The sequence below is a fragment of the Candidatus Ozemobacteraceae bacterium genome (assembly GCA_035373905.1).
Lineage (GTDB): Bacteria > Muiribacteriota > Ozemobacteria > Ozemobacterales > Ozemobacteraceae > MWAR01.
The window spans coordinates 59048-74997 of sequence record DAOSOK010000027.1 but is presented as its reverse complement, the minus strand read 5'-3'; the positions used below and the strand labels follow the sequence as shown (position 1 = coordinate 74997).

Below are 15950 nucleotides of genomic sequence, written 5' to 3'. Positions count from 1 at the left end.
TCGACCGACGGGCCCTGCTGACCCAGGCGGGGCTGAACACCCTGCGGTTCGACCCCGTCACGCTTCGGCGCATCTATTCGCCCGTTTACGACCGGTTTTTCCGGGGTTACTTCGTGCCGCGCCGCGAAACGCCCGCGAGGCTCAGCTACCTCATCCTCTCGAGCCGCGGCTGCGGAAACCGGTGCAGTATCTGCTGTTCGGGCGGTTTCCAGCCATTCACCGCCTTGAAACCTGAACTGGTCATCGACCTGCTGAAGCGTATCAGGGAGATGGCCGCGCTGCAGCCGGGCGAGTTCGTCGACGTGTTTTTTCTGGACTCGTATTTCAACCGCGATCCCGACCGGATCGTGCAGCTCGCGGCTGGCGTCGCCGCGGAGGGCCTCGGGCCGTGGTTCGAATTCTACGTGCGCCACAGCGGCCTTGCCGGATTTCTGCGCCGGACGGCGCCGGGACGCCAAGGCGAGGTCAGGCTCGATCTCGTGAAAGCCTACCGCCGCCTCGGCATCGACGAGATCGTGGTGGGCATCGACTCGTTCACCGACGAGTCGATCCGCATGCTCAAGACCGACACCCTGCGGCTTGCCCTCGAAGGCGAGGCCGCGCACCCGGCCTATACCTTCGACGAGATCGAGGCCGTGCTGACGGCGATCGAGGCGGAGGGGATGGCGTCGCGCTGTTTCCTGCTCATGAACAACCCGTTCGTCGGCGACGAGGACCGGGTGCGCACCTATTACCACCTCGCGAAACTGGCCCTGAACCTGCGCCGGTTCCGCATCGATCTCGAGTCGTCGAGCCGCGTGAACGAGTTGAAGCCGTTCCCCGGCGCCCCGCTGACGCGCGTCGCCGAGCGGATCGACGGGGTCATCCGGGACGACCGGTTCGTGTATCGCTCGGGCATCGGCCATGTCGAGACATGGCTCGAGTTCGAGCGGTTCGGCGAGTTTCGCGAAACGCCGGTCGCCCGGCACCGGTTCCTCGTCAGCTTCCAGGAATCGCGGGCGCTTCTGATCGGCCGCGTCACGACCCTGCTCAACGCGGGGGCCGTACCTGCGGGCATCGACATTGCCGGCCTGAGCCGGATCGCGGAAACCATCCTGGGACTCGAAGCGCGCCTCGCTTCGGTCGTTCGCTCATGGCTGGACGAGTTCAGTGACAGAGCCGAGGCGGAGCGTTTCATCCGCACGGCCGTGGAACGACTGGCCCGGGCGCTCGGAACGCGCGAGACGGAATTGATCGCTCGCGAAACCCCTTCCCGAACGTTCTTCAAAGTTCTGCGAGATGAATACTCATGCAAATATGAGTCATGAATCTACAAGGAAAAGGCCATTACTAATCGTCTCACACGTAACACGACAATCACCCGCATACTCGATACCGTTCGTGCTGAGCTTGTCGAAGCACGAATGCACTCGCCCTTCGACAAGCTCAGGGCGAACGGAATATCGTTTTCTATCTGCAGGATCGAGGTGTATGCTCCCTGCCTGAGTCGCTTCATCTACGCGAAGTTTCCAGAAAGGCGACGATGCTGGTAAGATGCGCATGACACACGACACGACCAAGGAGAAGAAGATGATGCAGCGGCGTTCGGTAGACTGGAAATGGGCGGCGGTGCGTCCGCTCGGAATCGCGGCATTTCTCGTTCTGCTGGTGCTGGCGGGCCTGCCGGTGTCGGGACAGACGGCCCGCGCGCCGTCCGACTTCGAGTATCAGCGCCTGATCGCCTCCTGGCCTATGCTCCAGGAAGTCACGGCGATGGCCGCGAGGCACGGAGCGAAACTCGGCCTCTACGGCGGCACGGTTCGCGACCTGTTCCTGGGCCGCCCGTTCACGCCGATCTCCGACATCGACCTCATCTTCGACAGCTCCGATGCGGGCTTCGCGGCGTTTCGCGACGAGCTGCTGATGTTCAACCGCAATCTGCGCGGCGGTCTTCCGAAGCCGGATTTCCACTTCGATCTTTCGGACATGGAGAGCGAGAACGAGCGTCAGCACCTGTATCACAACATCGGCATCACGGCGACGAAAGTCGGCGTCATGTCGGACAACCGGGTCATGGACCCGACCGGCCGCGGTATCGAGGATCTGCGGGCCCGCGTGTTCCGCTACTGGCCGCCGCGCACCGATCTGATCGAGCCCGAGAACATCGGACGATTCGTTCGTGACCTCGTCCGCCTGCACGCGTTTTCACGAGACGAAACGACGATCGATCTGATGCGCCGCACGATCGCCGCGTGCGCCGACCCGGTGACGCCCGAAGGGAAGCGAATGCTCGCCGCGGCAAAGCACTGCCGCGCGATGACGAAGCCGGGGGCTCTTCTTACGTTCCCGATGCTGATCAACGACTTCCGCTCCGATGGACGGTTCCTGCACAACTGGCAACTCGATCGTCTCACGAAAAGCTATCCATTCGACATGCTATATTTCGATCTTCTGCGGAGTGTCACCCAGGCCGACGACATGGAGAGCATGCGATCGGTGCTGGCCGAACTCGGCGTCGACCGAGCGCTGGACCGCCTCGGCTTCGGATCCGAGGCGGCCGTGCTGATGGATGCTGCGCTCTCCCGGGAAGATCTTTTCGCGCGGTTCGCGTTTCCTGGCCACGTGGCGGACATTCTCACGGAAAAGCCGAGCTTCATCAGGGAATGGGAAGCCACGCTTCGCCGGTACAATTATCGCGTCCTGTTCGACATGCTGATCTCGGACCTTCCGGCGGGAAGCCACGAGCAGTACTGGCTCGGCCTGCGCCGCGACGATTTCCTGAAGCCGTCGACCTACGCGATGCTGAATCCCGGCGACGATTACCGCGAGACGATCCTCGGCTTCCTCGACGCTGATTTCAACATCGGCGTTCTGCCGCGCGCTTCCGCCACGCGAAGCCTCGACTGGTTCGTCAAGACGTATCTGCCGCTCGGAAGTGTGACGCTCTGCCCGGTGTCGGTTCCAGAACCGGGCGCCGACGCGCTGAAGGGTGTCGTGTCCGGGTATTCCCCCGAGATCGTTGCGATCGACCGGCTTGCGCGGCATTCGCTGGTGAACATCGACGAGTATCTCGACATCCAGACCGGCCCCGAGCTGAAGCAGCTCCAGCTCGACCGGCGCTGTCGCTGGGCGCTGCTTATGAGCGACGCCCAGGGCGCCCGCGAGTATCTCGCCGCGCGCGGCTGCCGGGAGATCTTCCAAATGAACGCCTGCGGCTTCAACCGCCGCCGGCAGACCTTGCTCGGCTATGATCCACGTAACGACAATGTTTATATCGCTGAGTATGGATTTTACACCGACGATCAACTTCTGAACCACGAGGCCCGGGTGTACTTCCTGCGGGCCGGGAAAGGCCCCGTCGTCGACCGCCGCATCGAGACGTTGCGGCATCCCGATGCCGGCCTGCCGGTCGCCGACGAACTGGCAGGGTTCCTGCGAGATCTCGGCGAGCCGGTCGAAGTGTTCTTCGTCGGATTCACGACGCCCCTCAAATGGCATCTCGAGGAGCAGCGGCAGGTGAAGATCGGTGATATCGAGTTCAGGCTCGGCCGTCTTCCGCTGCCGGGCGGCGGAAAACCGCTCGTGATGGCCCTGTCGGGGCTCGGCGCAAATTACGGCACGCTACCGGCGAAGGTGATCGAACTCCTGATCGGTCGCGGATTGAAGGCAGTGGTCGCCGTCGGAACGGGCGGGGGGCTGCACCGCGGCATCGCCCGCCGGTTCGGATGGATCGCCCCTTCGAAGATCTGGTATGCCGGATCGACGGCCGAACGGGACCTGGCCGAAGTCGTCATCGACAACGCCGCTGCGCGGCTGAACGTGCCCGGTATGGTTTCGTACGCTCGCCACGCGACCGTTCCCACGGTGCTGGCCGAGACGCAGGCCCGCGTCAACGAACTTCGCGCCCGGCACACGCTGTCGGTCGACTGCGAACAGTATCACATCGCGAGGCTGCTCAGACGGCGCGCTCCGGGTGTCAGAATCTATAGTCTTGTGAATATAACTGATTTCCCGATCGGCGCCGAGTCGGAACGCCAGATGGCCGGTGCTGGAATCAACCTCGAAAACTCCCCCGAGCAGATGAAAGCGGTCGAGACGGCCCTCGGAGCCATCCTCGACGATCTGCGCGGCCGTCTCTGATCAACCGAAGGAGCCTGCGACATGAAGTTCGGCATCATCACTCTGGCCTCATCGATTCACGACAAAAAGCGCATCCGCGAACACGTTTCGACGCTACTGACGAACCTCGGAAACCGCATTTCCATCGAGGAGATCGTTCCCGAGCGGATCGACACCGTCGACATTCCCCTCGTCTGCATCCTGACTGGCGGCACGGAACACGAGTTTTGCGCGCTGTATCCGAAACTCGCGGCGGACGGCCGGCCGATCACGCTTCTGACACTTCCGCATTCGAACTCCCTGCCGGCCGGCCTCGAGATGCTCGCCTGGCTCAACGCCCAGGGGTCGAAGGGGGCGAGGCTCCTGCACGGCGACCCGGCGATGCTGGCGCAGAAGATAGGACGGCGCGGCATGTGCCTCGCGCTTGCCGTAAAGCTCCGCAGTTCGGTCATCGGCGTCATCGGAAAACCCTCCGACTGGCTTATCGCGAGTGGCGTCTCGTATGACGCCCTGCAGAAACGGTTCGGTCTCAGGATCCGGGAGATTCCCATCGAGGAGGTCTACGACGCATACGCGGCGGTGCCGGCCGACGAGGTCGCGAAGGCGCTCCGCGAGTTCCAGGAGCCGCGCAGTATCGCCGAACCCACGGAGAATGACCGGGAAGCCGCGGCGCGGCTGTACGTCGCGATGCGGCGGGTGGTTGCATCCCATGGCCTGACCGCCGTGACGCTGCGGTGCTTCGATCTGCTGCAGAAACTCGGAACGACGGGCTGTCTCGCGCTCTCGAGGCTGAACGACGAAGGCGTGACGGCCGGCTGCGAGGGCGACGTGCCGGCGCTCCTCACCATGCATGTTCACCGGATTCTGAGCGGCGAGGCCTCGTTCATGGCCAATCCGTCGGTTTTCCTCGGGGACGACGTAGTGTTCGCGCACTGCACAGTTGCATCATCGATAGTTGATAATATCAAATGGCGGTCGCACTTCGAGTCGGGAATCGGTGTGGGCATTTCGGGGACCTACCGGCCCGGCACTATGACCGTGATGCGGCTCGGCGGCCCCGACCTGGGAAAAGTGTTCATCGCCGAGGGGGAAGTCGTCCCGCACGAGTTCCGGGAGGACCTGTGCCGGACCCAGGTTCGGATCCGGCTTCCCGGCGTCGCCGACACCCTTGGCCGCGTGCCGCTCGGCAACCACCACATCCTCGCCCGCGGCGCCTGGAAAGATATCTGGAGCGACGCCCTCGAACCCTTCGGCATCGATATCGGAAGTTGAACCCGACGTGTCACGCGGGGGCGGGTCTCAGACCCGCCCCTACAGATGCAGAAGAGGTTATTTTTTCGCTTTGCCCTGGTTGGCGACGGCTTCCATGGCTTTGGCGACCTCGGCGGGGTCGCCTATATAATAGTGTCTGATGGGTTTGAGCTGGGCGTCGAGCTCGTAGACGAGTGGCATGCCGGTCGGGATGTTCAGCTCGGTGATCTCGGCTTCGGATACGTTGTCGAGGTGCTTGACCAGCGCGCGCAGGCTGTTTCCGTGGGCGGCTATCAGCACCTTCTGACCTGATATAATAACTGGCGCTATTGTTTCGTTCCAGTAGGGCAGAAACCGGGCGACGGTCTCCTTCAGGCTCTCGGTGAGCGGCAGATCCGCCTTCGCCAGGCCGCGATACCGCGGGTCGTGGCCGGGGAACCGCTCGTCGGTCGGCTCGAGCGCCGGCGGCATCGTGTCGTAACTGCGCCGCCAGATGAGCACCTGCTTGTCCCCGTATTTCGCGGCCGTTTCCGACTTGTTCAGCCCCTGCAGAGCGCCGTAATGCCGCTCGTTCAGCCGCCAGCTGCGATGCACGGGAATCCACATCAGGTCCATCTCGTCGAGCGTTATCCAGAGCGTGCGGATGGCGCGCTTGAGCACCGACGTGTAGGCGAGATCGAACGTGAATCCCTTTTCCTTCAGGATGCGCCCGGCCTTGTGGGCCTCTTCGATGCCCTTCTCGGACAGATCGACATCCGTCCAGCCCGTGAACCGGTTTTCCTTGTTCCAGGTGCTCTCTCCGTGCCGAAGCAACACGACCGTATACATGCGATCCTCCTTATATCCTCATAAAGAACTCTGACGTCTACTATATCAAACTCCTGTGCCATACGCTCACATCCAACATGAGGAAAATCTTGGCAGGGAGACGAGGAGCGTGTACACTTCGAGACATGAGCGACAACTCACGACATGTGAAGAATACATACGGGGAACGAATCTTCCGGAACGTCGGGTTCGCGGTGATCTTCCTCGTGTCCAGCCTGATCTGCGGCTGCGGCGCGACCAACCTCGAGCTGAACCGGCCGAACCTGATTGCCGTGTCTCCAGACGGGAGCCGTTTGTTCATCTCCGACTCGAGAAACTTCCGAATTCTAGTCGTCGATCGTGAATTCCGGCTTGTCCGGGAAATTCCGTATTCTTCCGAGCAGGCGGTCTGGGGGATGAACCCTGGAACGCAGGGCGAGCTGGTCATTACCGACAACCGTCTCGAAAAGGCGACGTTCGATTTCAAGGAAAAGCGGGCGAATGCCGTTGCCGAGATCATTTTCATGGGTCCCGACGGCGGGACCACCAGCGCTCTGACATGGCGTTCCGAGAAGGGGCCGCTGATCTATCCGCGGCAGGTTCTTCCCCTGGCCGATGGCGGCGTCGCCGTCACCGACCTGCGCGTGAACAAGGTGCTTGTCTTCGAGCGGAACGGCACGCTGCGCATGTCGATCGGGGAATACGGCGATGCCGACGGCCGTCTCTACTGCCCAAGCGATGTTCTTACCGATCGCGACGGGCGTTTCCTCGTGGTCGACTCTTACAATCACCGGCTCTGCGAGTTCGACCGGAACGGCGCCTGGCTCCGTACGATCGGCCGGAAGGGCACGGGGCAGGGCGAGCTGATGTTTCCCCAGAACGCGGCCCGCGATGCGAACGGCCGCATCTATTGTACCGAGCTGGGCAACATGCGCGTCTCGGTGTTCGAGGCTGACGGCCGGTTCGTGAGGCATATCCCGATGCCGACCGCGTCCGGCTCGAACGGTCTGTATGAGCTGTTCGGCATCGCCTGCGCGACCGCGCCTGCCGAGCTGTTCGTTGCAGATTCTATCAATTCCTCCATCTACGTTTTCGATCTCGACGGGAACCACCGTGGCACGATCACACGGCTTCGGCCATGAGAGCCGTGTCGTCATGGATGGAGAACGCACATGAAGCTTAAATGGAAGCTGTCGCTGATCTTCGGTATCCTGGGCGCCTGCAGCGCGGCCCTTGCCGGGTATATCGTCTTCCGCACGGCGCTCGAGCAGTTCGAGAAATCGATGATCGAGGAACTTCAGGCCGTAGCCGAGGTTTCCCGGCGTATCGTCGATCCCGAACGGCTGGAGACGATCCATTCCGTGGACGATCCATATTATCGCGAGATGAAGTCGATCATGCGCACGATGCACGAGAACTTCAGCCTCGATTGGTGCGCGATCTACAGATATAACGGGAAATATTTCACTCATATCGTCGACGGATCCGAGATGGGTGACGAATTCATCCCGGATTACCCGATCTTCGACATGCCCGAGGAACTCGTGGATTCCTGGAAGGAAGCCAAGCCTTCCTACTCCGCAGGCAATGTCGACGCTTTCGGTATGTGGATGAGCGCGTTCATGCCGATCACCAACGCCTCGGCGACGGTCGTTGCCGTGTTGGACGTGAGCCGGAACAACGACGTCCTTCGCAGGTTCATCCGTCAGTCGAAGAACGACGTGCTGATTGTCATGCTGTTGATCGGCCTAATCACTCTGGCTGTCTGCTTTGTCTTCTCGAAATACCTGACCAGGTCGATCGACCGACTCATCCGGGGCACGCAGGAGCTTGCGGCCGGGAATCTCGCACACCGGGTCACGGGCATCGATTCCCGCGACGAGATCGGGATGTTGGCCGGAACGTTCAATGAGATGACCGGCCAGCTTGCCCAGAATCGCGCGGCTCTCGAGCGGAAGATCTTCGAGGTCACCACGCTCTACGAGATCAGCCAGCAGATCAACTATGCGGGCAGTTCCGCGGAGATCCTGCAACTTATTCTCAAAAAGTGCATCGAAGGCCTCGAGGCGGGCCGCGGCAGCGTCCTGATGTTCAACGAGGAGACAGGGCGGCTGGTCGTCGATGTCGCCGTCGGCGAGGGTGTCGAGCCGGTCACGAAACGCATCGAGTTCGCCCCGGGCGAAGGCGTCGCCGGAAAGGTGTTCGAGGAGCAGAGGATGCTGCTCGACAACGATCCGATCGAGCCGAACTTCAAGCCTTATCCCGGTGAATCCGGTTCACCGATTCACAACATCATGTGTCTGCCGCTTCTCGTCGAGAAACGATCGATCGGCGTCATGAACATCGTGAACAAGCGGAACAAGGGTTTCACCGACGCCGATGTCGCGTTCGCCGGAACGATGGCCTCGCAAATAGCGCTAACTATAGAAAAGGCGCGGCTCTACGAGCTTTCGATCACCGATGGCCTGACGAAGCTGTTCGTTCACCGGTATTTCCAGGTGGCTCTCGACAACGAGCTGAAACGTGCCAAACGGTATGGCTCGTGCGTCAGTCTTATATTAATGGATATAGATCATTTCAAGAAGTTCAACGACACCTACGGCCACCAGATGGGCGATCGCGTGCTGTCTCTCTCGGCGCTGGTCCTTCGTGAGGCGGTCCGAAGCATCGACGTGCCGTGCCGGTATGGCGGTGAGGAGTTCGCCGTGATTCTGCCGGAAACGGACGCTCAGAATGCTCTCGGCGTTGCGGAGCGCATCCGCAGATCAATCGAGGCCTACGAATTCCCCTCGCTCGAAGGCAGCGTTCTTCGAGTCACCGTCAGCCTCGGCATCGCCTCGTTCCCCGAGCACGGCACCGACAAGATGTCGCTGATCAAGAAATCCGACGAGGCGATGTACTGGTCGAAGGAAGCCGGCCGCAATCGCGTTTCCACATGGAGCCCCGCCGGCAAGCCCGTCGCGGGCTGATGCAAAAAACATCCCGCCCGCCGGAGAGGCGGGGCGGGATGTTTCCGCCATTCCAAGAGCAAGTCAGGCCGACATGACTTTCCCGGCATACTCGCGATAGAAGGTTGCGCGGGCGGCCGCATCGGGAATCTCCCGGCGCGGTACGGTGACGACGCGGGAGCCGGATGGCCGTGCGAACGACTGCTCTACGAACAGCTTTACGATGGCGGGCGGAACTGGATACAGGATGTCGAAGGGGTCCTGCTCCGCCTTTCCCTCGCGAATGGCGCTGGTCCGCTCCATGGTCCGCTCGAAGTTGCGTGTGATCAGGTCGAGGATGTCGTTCACGTTCTTGCTGAGGCCTTTGCGATCGACCTTGTCGAGTGGGGTGGCCCAGAGGTTGATTCCTTTGAGTTCCGCCAGCTCTTTTTCGTTCAGGCTGACCGGCGGCTCGAAGTAGACAAGCCTGCATGTGTAGGGGATGCCGGCGAAGAGAGGGTGCGGGTTTTCCATGGTGATGGGGGAACGGTATTCGAAGTCTGTATTGACCCCGTTATAGAATACGCTGTAGCCGCGGCCGAGGTAGATGTCCGTCAGGCGGTTGACCACCCACCACGCCAGCGTGCTTTCCCAAGGGGCGAAACACGGGCCGAACTCCTTGAACAGCAGGTAGCGGATGTTGTCGCACGAGGCGTTCACCACGTTGCCCAACTCCCGGTAGAAGGTCGATTTGCCGCACCCGGCGGCGCCGATGGGGATGATCAGGAGCGGATGGGCGGACGTGAGGGTTTCCTTCTTCCAGGTCGGGTTCTCTTTCAGGGAATGCGCGATGAAAGCTTCGAGGTGCTGCTCGCCCTTTCTGACGAGCGCGGCCGGGTCTTGGCCGGTGATCTGCGCCGTGAGGATGGTGAGATACGTGTTGATGACGTGATACGGGCTCAGCTTGAAGCAGAAGTCGTAGCGGGCCATCTCGTCGATCGCGCGGATGGGATCGGGCTCGGCCTTGATCAGGTATTCGCCCGCCTTGACGTTCACGCCGAAGATCGGGCTGTTGTACATGTTCTTCGCGTCGCGAAGGAGCGCTTTCGTGTCGCCGTGTGCCTCGACGGCCTTCAGGATGTTGGTTACGCAGATGGTGACGTCTTTGCCCCACACGATCGAGGCGTCGTCCCTGATGACCTCGGCCAGGCCGGCCAGGTGGTATTTCTGGGCGATCTTGCCGAGGATGTCGCGAGTTCCCTGATGAATGGTCATAGCTCTTCCCTTCGCTGAATTTCGATCACTCTCCACGAATACCATACATCCGCTTCGGATGTCCTCACGAATCTTGGCACGCAGGGCAATCGCATCAGTTTTCACAACAGCTTGATCACGAAGGGCAAAAAGCACATGGAGATTTCACAGGAAAAATATAATTCTTTGTGGAACCTGGTATATCGAAATTCGAACGATTCACCGCGGAGACGCTGATCCGCCGAGGAAAATATTTTCGTACATCGTTTTCATCTTGTTTCAATCTCTGCGCCTCTGCGACTTGGCGGTGAAAAGGTCTTTGTATCTCTGTGTTCATCGTGCCTTCTGTGATTCACAGCCGTTCTTGCTGAACGCGGAAAAGGGAAACCGCCCGCGGCGGTGCCGGCCGATCAGAGAGTGGAAGGGTCGCGATGGAGACGATCGAAACTGGCTCGAAGAGCGGATATCGATGCCTGCGCGGGCGTGGTGATGAAGGCACGGGCGGGGTCGCGCAGCACGTTTGTCGCGCAATGGATGTCGCCCTTGCGGTCGTGATAGGCCGCGGCGTTCAGGAAGTGGACTCTGCAGCCGAGGCTCTTGGAGCTGCCAACGATGACCTTCCGGAAAGGGGGAAACAGGGGATCTGAAACGAGCAGGTGATCGCGAAGAATGAGATGATTCACCACTCCCGGGGTATAGGCGATGCAGTTGCCGTGGGCCGCGGCCTCGTTGCCCTTGAAGAGCACCGGCCAGGAGACGACGGGAATCTCCCGATGCGCATCTCCGGTGATGCGGCGGATTTCCGCGATGAGCCTGCCGGTGTTTTCATCGATGATCTCGTTGATCTTCCGGTTGAGCTCGATGAACTTCGCTTCGGCGGTTCCATTCCAGGCGCCCGGGGCAAGAAGAGCGCCCTGAAGCTTCGGAAGAAAGGATGCGTAGGGCTCGGGAAGAGGTGCGAAATCGGTCTGCGAGGCTTTCTCGATAAGTTCGAGGGCACCGCAGGGGTCGGCCCGGACGATCGCGTAGCCGCACGGAGAATACCGGGTCGGAACGATTGATAAATATTCATCGATATGCCCGACCGCAAGCCATTTCGTGGCGAGCATGATCTTGCGGCCGTCATATCCGTTCTTCAGGAAAAACTCCCGGCATTCGGGTGTCATGCTGTCGCCGTGGTAGAGAATGTTGTCGGGAGTGACCTCGATGTTGCCCCCGGAATCGCCGTCGCCGAAACCGGCGGTGGAGCTGGGATTGACGCACAGCTTCATGCTCCAGTTCTTCGAAATCCATTCGGGGAAATCCTTCAACCCGGCATCGCGGGCGGAATCGAAGACCGCCGGCACGGTTTTCTCGCCGTCAGACCAGGTACAGAGTTCGCCGAAATCCTGCATCCAGATGTCGTTCGTCTTCATATCGGGATTGACGTCGACGAGTTCCTCGACGACGCCTGTTGGGGCTCCGAAGAACCTCGCCCTTGCTTCGGGAGTCGGGAGGGAGTGGGCGCTGTCGACGATATGAAGTTGAAACGCGTCGTTGCCCGTCAGGCCGTCTTCTTCGTGAATGGCACGGATGACCCCGAAGAGCTCCTTCACAAACGCGGTGGTATCGGTGTGATTGACCACCAGCACCTTCCTGGGAAGCTGGTTGGCGCTCATCAGCCGGAGCGTTCCCGCCCAGGCTCGTCCCGGGAAAAGGAGGACAGTCGTCAGGACCGCGATCGCCACCCAGCCGCCAAACCTGTTCATGGATCTTCCCTTTCATCCGGTGCGTCAGAATCACGAACGCCGTTTGAAAGAGCAAGAGCAATGCCAGGGTGGTGATGCCGGAAAAAGCCCATCGGAGCGGAAAGGGAACCGGGCGAGAGAAAACTGCCGGATATCCGGCGTTCCTGCACAAAATTCCGGCACCCAAAATCCGATGAGCGGGACAGGGTCAGTCCGCTTCGGCGCTGCTTTCGAGCAGGTGGAGCGGGTCGTGTGCCATGTACCGGCGCGGCGGCCGGAAATACTTGAACGGCGAGTATGACGCCAGGTTGCTCACGCTGGCCATATATACGCAAGCGTATCTTTCGACCAGAGTTGCGAACCGCGACTCCTCGTTGCCGGCCCGCATGATCTCGCCCCAGTATTTGTTGAAATCGCGCTGCTCGTCGCTGATCAGCTTCGTGATGTGCTCGTCGATCTTCGAGATCTGTTCCCGCAGTGCTTCGCGCTTCCTTTCGGCTTCTGGCGGTCGATTTTCGACCGGGATGCCGCGCAGTGATTCCTTGATGTCGAACAGCTGGTCTTCGAGCTCTTCCTTCTTCTCCATGTCGGAGACGATCTCACGGTGCGTGTCGGCGTTGCGCTCGAGCGCGGGAACCTCGGTGGCCAGTTCCTGCACGATCAGGCCTGTGCGCCAGCCGATCGCCTCTTTCAGGGTGACGACGTCGCCCCAGATATGGTCGCCGAGGTAGAAGATCTCGGAGGGGGAAAGGGCCAGGTCCTTTTCGAACGTGCGCGCGTTGCCGCCCTGGTAGATGCCGCCCCAACGGATCGGCGCGTGGAAGTTCGCGAGGAGGCCGCTCGCCGGGTCGACCCGCAGGAACTTCTGGTGCTGCTGGAAAAACGCGGGCTTGTTCGCGCAGACGATGATGATGTCGAACAGATCCTGCCACGAGCCGCTCTTCAGATACGGGCCGAAGCAGTGGTTCATCACCTTCTGGCTGTACTCGAAGTCGGAATTGGTGATCATGGCGATCTTCTTGCCGGCCGCCTTCAGCCGCTGGATCGCTGAGACCATCCGTTGGTCGCGGATGAAGTAGCGGTCGGGGTCGTCGATGACCTGTCCCTTGAGGTTGCCTTCCTGATGCGCGTCGTCGAGGGCGCGGCGGATGTCGCCGAATGCCTTCTTCAGGTTCATCGGGATCTGCTTCGCGTCGCACAGATCGACGAGCTGGGCGAACAGGCAGCCCTCGGCGAGCGAAAATAGAGTGTGTATTATATAATAGCGCGGATCTGCCAGGTCGATGCCGGTCGAGGGATAGATTTTCTTCTGTTCCTCGATCGTCAGGAACTTCGTTCCATGGCTGGCTTTCTTGACGTAGCCGTACCGGTTGACCTTCAGGAAATTCCCCAGTTCGACGTCGATCACGAGGCCGCGAATGACGAACTCGGGATCGAATTTCATCTCCTGGAGCTCGGTTGGGTAGCCCAGGTCTTTCACGAGCTTGTCGAGGACGATCCGGTAGGCGGTCTCCTCGAATGCCGGCACGTTGTAGGTGGCGAGCGTGTAATCCATATCGAAGCCGACGAGCTTGATATGGTTCATGTTGAGGGTGCGGTTGACGAAAATGCGTTGTTCGGCGCTGATGCGCACAGAGTTGGACATTGATACCTCGCTTGGATGTTTCCGGCGGCGTTGCCCGCGCGGGACCGTTCGATGCTCCTGGTGCGCGCTGCCGCTCGATGTTTCTTTCTTTGTCGTGCCGGGATGATACCACAAACGTCACGAACTGGGTATACTCATGCATCATGACACAGGAACCCGCCATCAGGCTCCCCGTCCGCATGGTGCTGTTCGATTACGGCAACGTCCTCGAATTCGTCGATCACCGCCGCTCGGCCGGCCGCCTCTGTGAGGGAACCGGCTGCGATCCCGACGTTCTCCTGCGACGCTTCCTCGAGCCGCGCGGCCCTCTCGAGCAGCTCGAAACCGGCCGAATCGACGGCGACACGTTCCGGCGCATCGCGGGCGAAGCGATCGGGAAAACGTTCACCGAAGCCGATTTTCTCGAGCGATTCAATGACATGTTCGTGATGCGCCACGACACGATCGCCCTGATGAAAGCCCTGCATGGCCGGTACCGACTGGGCCTGCTCTCGAACACGAGCGAGCCCCATTTCCGGGCGACCATCTCGAAGCACCCCTGCTTCGGGCTCTTCGACCAGGTCACTCTCTCCTTCCAGGTCGGCGCGCAGAAACCCGATCCGGCGATCTACCGCGACGCTCTCGAAAAAGCCGCCGGAATCTCGGCTGAACAGATCCTCTATCTCGACGATATTCCTGCCTACGTCGAGGCTGCCAGGAACGAAGGCATGCAGGCTCTCGTCTACGACCGCGCCGGAGAGGTTGCTGAGCAGCTTCGGGCTGTTTTGGGCAGAAGATGACTGCGTTCGATCGGAACGCCGTTACGAGCGTTCCGGTCGCAGGTCGATGGCGAGGCGCAGGCCGTCGTCGGGCGGGGTGGGGTAGTGGTTCGGCAGGAACTCGGCCTGGGTGAATCCCACGGATGCATACAGCGCCCGGGCCGGGGCGTTGCGGGTGCGCACTTCGAGATAGGCCATGCGGATGCCGCGCGGTCGCGCCTCGTCGAACAGACGGTGGAGCAGGGCGCGGGCGCAGCCGCGACGACGGCACTCGATCGCCGTGGCGAGATCCAGGATGTGCATGGCCCCGTCGTCTTCGCACATGCCGATGGTATAGCCGACGATATGTCCGTCCAGCAGCGCAACGAGGCAGAGAAACATTGGGAAGCGCAGGCACTCCGAGAACTGTTCCGCCGGCCACGGGCAGGGGAAGCTCTCGCTCTCGATAACCGCCACGACCGGCACGTCCTGGGGCGCCATGGGGCGTATCACGAACTCGCTCATATCGTGTGTGATGATACACCATGCCGTCGACTCCATACGATTTTCGGGTTTCAGGCGGAAACGCTTCTGGTAAACTGACGACATGACGAAATCATCCTCGCCCGAAGCATCGACACAGAAACCAGGCATCGGACTCGTGCCGGTGCTCGTCGCCCTCCTGACGTCATGGTCCGTCCCGGCGTTGGCGGAGGAACCGGTTGCGATGCGGGCGGTCGAGCGTGAGCAACGCTATGCGGTGACGCCGTTTCAGGCCTTGTGGGTCGGCCGCCGCATCTGGCAGAACGAGTGCCGGGGCACGGTGGAAGGGCTCACGCACTGGAATCACGGCGAGGATTTTCCCTCGCTGGGCATCGGCCATTTCCTCTGGTACCCGGAAGGACGCCGGGACCGCTTCGAGGAGACGTTTCCGGGACTGATCGACTTCTGCCGCGAGCGTGGCGCTGCCGTGCCCGCTTGGCTTTCCGACGTCCGCGCCTGCCCCTGGCCGACGAGAGCCGCATTCGAGGCCCAGCGCCGCTCGCCGCGCATGAACGAACTGCGCAGCTTCCTGGCGACGACCATCACGCTTCAGGCCGAGTTCATCGCCCGGCGTCTCGCGAACGCTCTTCCGCGCATCATCGAAACGCTGGAGGCATCCGAACGATCGGCCGTAACGTCGAGATTCGATGCCTTGTTCCTGACGCCGCAGGGATTGTATGCCCTGATGGATTACGTCAACTGCAAGGGCGAGGGAATCAACCCTGCCGAACGATATGCCGGCCAGGGCTGGGGGCTCCTCCAGGTCCTCGAAGGCATGCAAGGCTTTCCATCAGGGAAAGAGGCGGTGCGTGAGTTCGCTGCCTCTGCCTGCCGCGTCCTCGAACGCCGGGTGTCGCTGGCTCCCCGCGAGCGCCGCGACCTGGAACGCAAATTCCTGGCCGGCTGGCGCAAGCGCGTGATGAGCTATACCGCCCCGGAAGCCGAATGAGGCGCGGAGTCG

12 protein-coding genes are annotated in these 15950 nt (G+C 61.2%); 7 read left to right on the top strand and 5 right to left on the bottom strand.

Annotated features, from left to right (window positions below; translation table 11 throughout):
* The 3 genes from PLU72_13895 to PLU72_13885 form a co-directional block, all read left to right on the top strand.
* Positions 1 to 1307, top strand: a 1307-nt coding sequence (locus PLU72_13895; GenBank protein ID HOT29274.1) for a hypothetical protein, incomplete at its 5' end; no start/stop codon positions are given.
* A gap of 262 nt (positions 1308 to 1569) precedes the next feature.
* Positions 1570 to 4119, top strand: coding sequence for a hypothetical protein (locus PLU72_13890; protein HOT29273.1), 2550 nt, complete (start codon positions 1570 to 1572; stop codon positions 4117 to 4119).
* A gap of 21 nt (positions 4120 to 4140) precedes the next feature.
* Positions 4141 to 5370, top strand: coding sequence for a fucose isomerase (locus PLU72_13885; GenBank protein ID HOT29272.1), 1230 nt, complete (start codon positions 4141 to 4143; stop codon positions 5368 to 5370).
* Positions 5371 to 5427: 57 nt separating this feature from the next.
* On the opposite strand, the gene gpmA is transcribed toward PLU72_13885, so the two are convergent.
* Positions 5428 to 6177 (bottom strand): 2,3-diphosphoglycerate-dependent phosphoglycerate mutase, encoded by a 750-nt coding sequence (gene gpmA / locus PLU72_13880; protein HOT29271.1) that lies wholly within the window; start codon positions 6175 to 6177, stop codon positions 5428 to 5430.
* Positions 6178 to 6302: 125 nt separating this feature from the next.
* On the opposite strand from gpmA, the gene PLU72_13875 reads away from it, so the two are divergent.
* Positions 6303 to 7298, top strand: a complete 996-nt coding sequence (locus tag PLU72_13875) for an NHL repeat-containing protein (protein ID HOT29270.1) — start codon at positions 6303 to 6305, stop codon at positions 7296 to 7298.
* Between the two features lie 30 nt (positions 7299 to 7328).
* On the top strand, positions 7329 to 9125 hold the full coding sequence (locus PLU72_13870; GenBank protein HOT29269.1) for a diguanylate cyclase: 1797 nt from the start codon (positions 7329 to 7331) through the stop codon (positions 9123 to 9125).
* Positions 9126 to 9188: 63 nt separating this feature from the next.
* On the opposite strand, the gene PLU72_13865 is transcribed toward PLU72_13870, so the two are convergent.
* The 3 genes from PLU72_13865 to PLU72_13855 all read right to left on the bottom strand — a co-directional run bounded on the left by PLU72_13865 (position 9189) and on the right by PLU72_13855 (position 13709).
* Positions 9189 to 10358, bottom strand: coding sequence for a hypothetical protein (locus PLU72_13865; protein HOT29268.1), 1170 nt, complete (start codon positions 10356 to 10358; stop codon positions 9189 to 9191).
* A 389-nt stretch (positions 10359 to 10747) separates the two neighbouring features.
* Positions 10748 to 12085, bottom strand: coding sequence for a protein-arginine deiminase family protein (locus tag PLU72_13860; GenBank protein HOT29267.1), 1338 nt, complete (start codon positions 12083 to 12085; stop codon positions 10748 to 10750).
* A gap of 187 nt (positions 12086 to 12272) precedes the next feature.
* Positions 12273 to 13709 carry an HAD-IG family 5'-nucleotidase gene (locus PLU72_13855; GenBank protein HOT29266.1) on the bottom strand — a complete coding sequence of 479 codons (1437 nt, stop codon included), beginning with the start codon at positions 13707 to 13709 and terminating at the stop codon, positions 12273 to 12275.
* 143 nt (positions 13710 to 13852) lie between these two features.
* On the opposite strand from PLU72_13855, the gene PLU72_13850 reads away from it, so the two are divergent.
* Positions 13853 to 14488, top strand: coding sequence for an HAD family phosphatase (locus tag PLU72_13850; GenBank protein ID HOT29265.1), 636 nt, complete (start codon positions 13853 to 13855; stop codon positions 14486 to 14488).
* Between the two features lie 21 nt (positions 14489 to 14509).
* Here PLU72_13850 and PLU72_13845 read toward each other — a convergent pair whose 3' ends face one another.
* On the bottom strand, positions 14510 to 15055 hold the full coding sequence (locus PLU72_13845; GenBank protein ID HOT29264.1) for a GNAT family N-acetyltransferase: 546 nt from the start codon (positions 15053 to 15055) through the stop codon (positions 14510 to 14512).
* Between PLU72_13845 and PLU72_13840 the strand changes: the two genes are divergently transcribed.
* Positions 15054 to 15938, top strand: coding sequence for a hypothetical protein (locus tag PLU72_13840; GenBank protein HOT29263.1), 885 nt, complete (start codon positions 15054 to 15056; stop codon positions 15936 to 15938). The genes PLU72_13845 and PLU72_13840 overlap by 2 nt on opposite strands.
* Positions 15939 to 15950 lie beyond the last annotated feature (12 nt).

Bases quoted from the DNA above. Each gene is read 5' to 3' on its own strand.
- PLU72_13870 (HOT29269.1), top strand. From the start codon at position 7,329: ATGAAGCTTAAATGGAAGCTGTCGCTGATCTTCGGTATCCTGGGCGCC.
- PLU72_13885 (HOT29272.1), top strand. From the start codon at position 4,141: ATGAAGTTCGGCATCATCACTCTGGCCTCATCGATTCACGACAAAAAG.
- PLU72_13875 (HOT29270.1), top strand. From the start codon at position 6,303: ATGAGCGACAACTCACGACATGTGAAGAATACATACGGGGAACGAATC.
- PLU72_13855 (HOT29266.1), bottom strand. From the start codon at position 13,709: ATGTCCAACTCTGTGCGCATCAGCGCCGAACAACGCATTTTCGTCAAC.
- gpmA (HOT29271.1), bottom strand. From the start codon at position 6,177: ATGTATACGGTCGTGTTGCTTCGGCACGGAGAGAGCACCTGGAACAAG.
- PLU72_13840 (HOT29263.1), top strand. From the start codon at position 15,054: ATGACGAAATCATCCTCGCCCGAAGCATCGACACAGAAACCAGGCATC.
- PLU72_13860 (HOT29267.1), bottom strand. From the start codon at position 12,085: ATGAACAGGTTTGGCGGCTGGGTGGCGATCGCGGTCCTGACGACTGTC.
- PLU72_13890 (HOT29273.1), top strand. From the start codon at position 1,570: ATGATGCAGCGGCGTTCGGTAGACTGGAAATGGGCGGCGGTGCGTCCG.
- PLU72_13845 (HOT29264.1), bottom strand. From the start codon at position 15,055: ATGTCGTCAGTTTACCAGAAGCGTTTCCGCCTGAAACCCGAAAATCGT.
- PLU72_13865 (HOT29268.1), bottom strand. From the start codon at position 10,358: ATGACCATTCATCAGGGAACTCGCGACATCCTCGGCAAGATCGCCCAG.
- PLU72_13850 (HOT29265.1), top strand. From the start codon at position 13,853: ATGACACAGGAACCCGCCATCAGGCTCCCCGTCCGCATGGTGCTGTTC.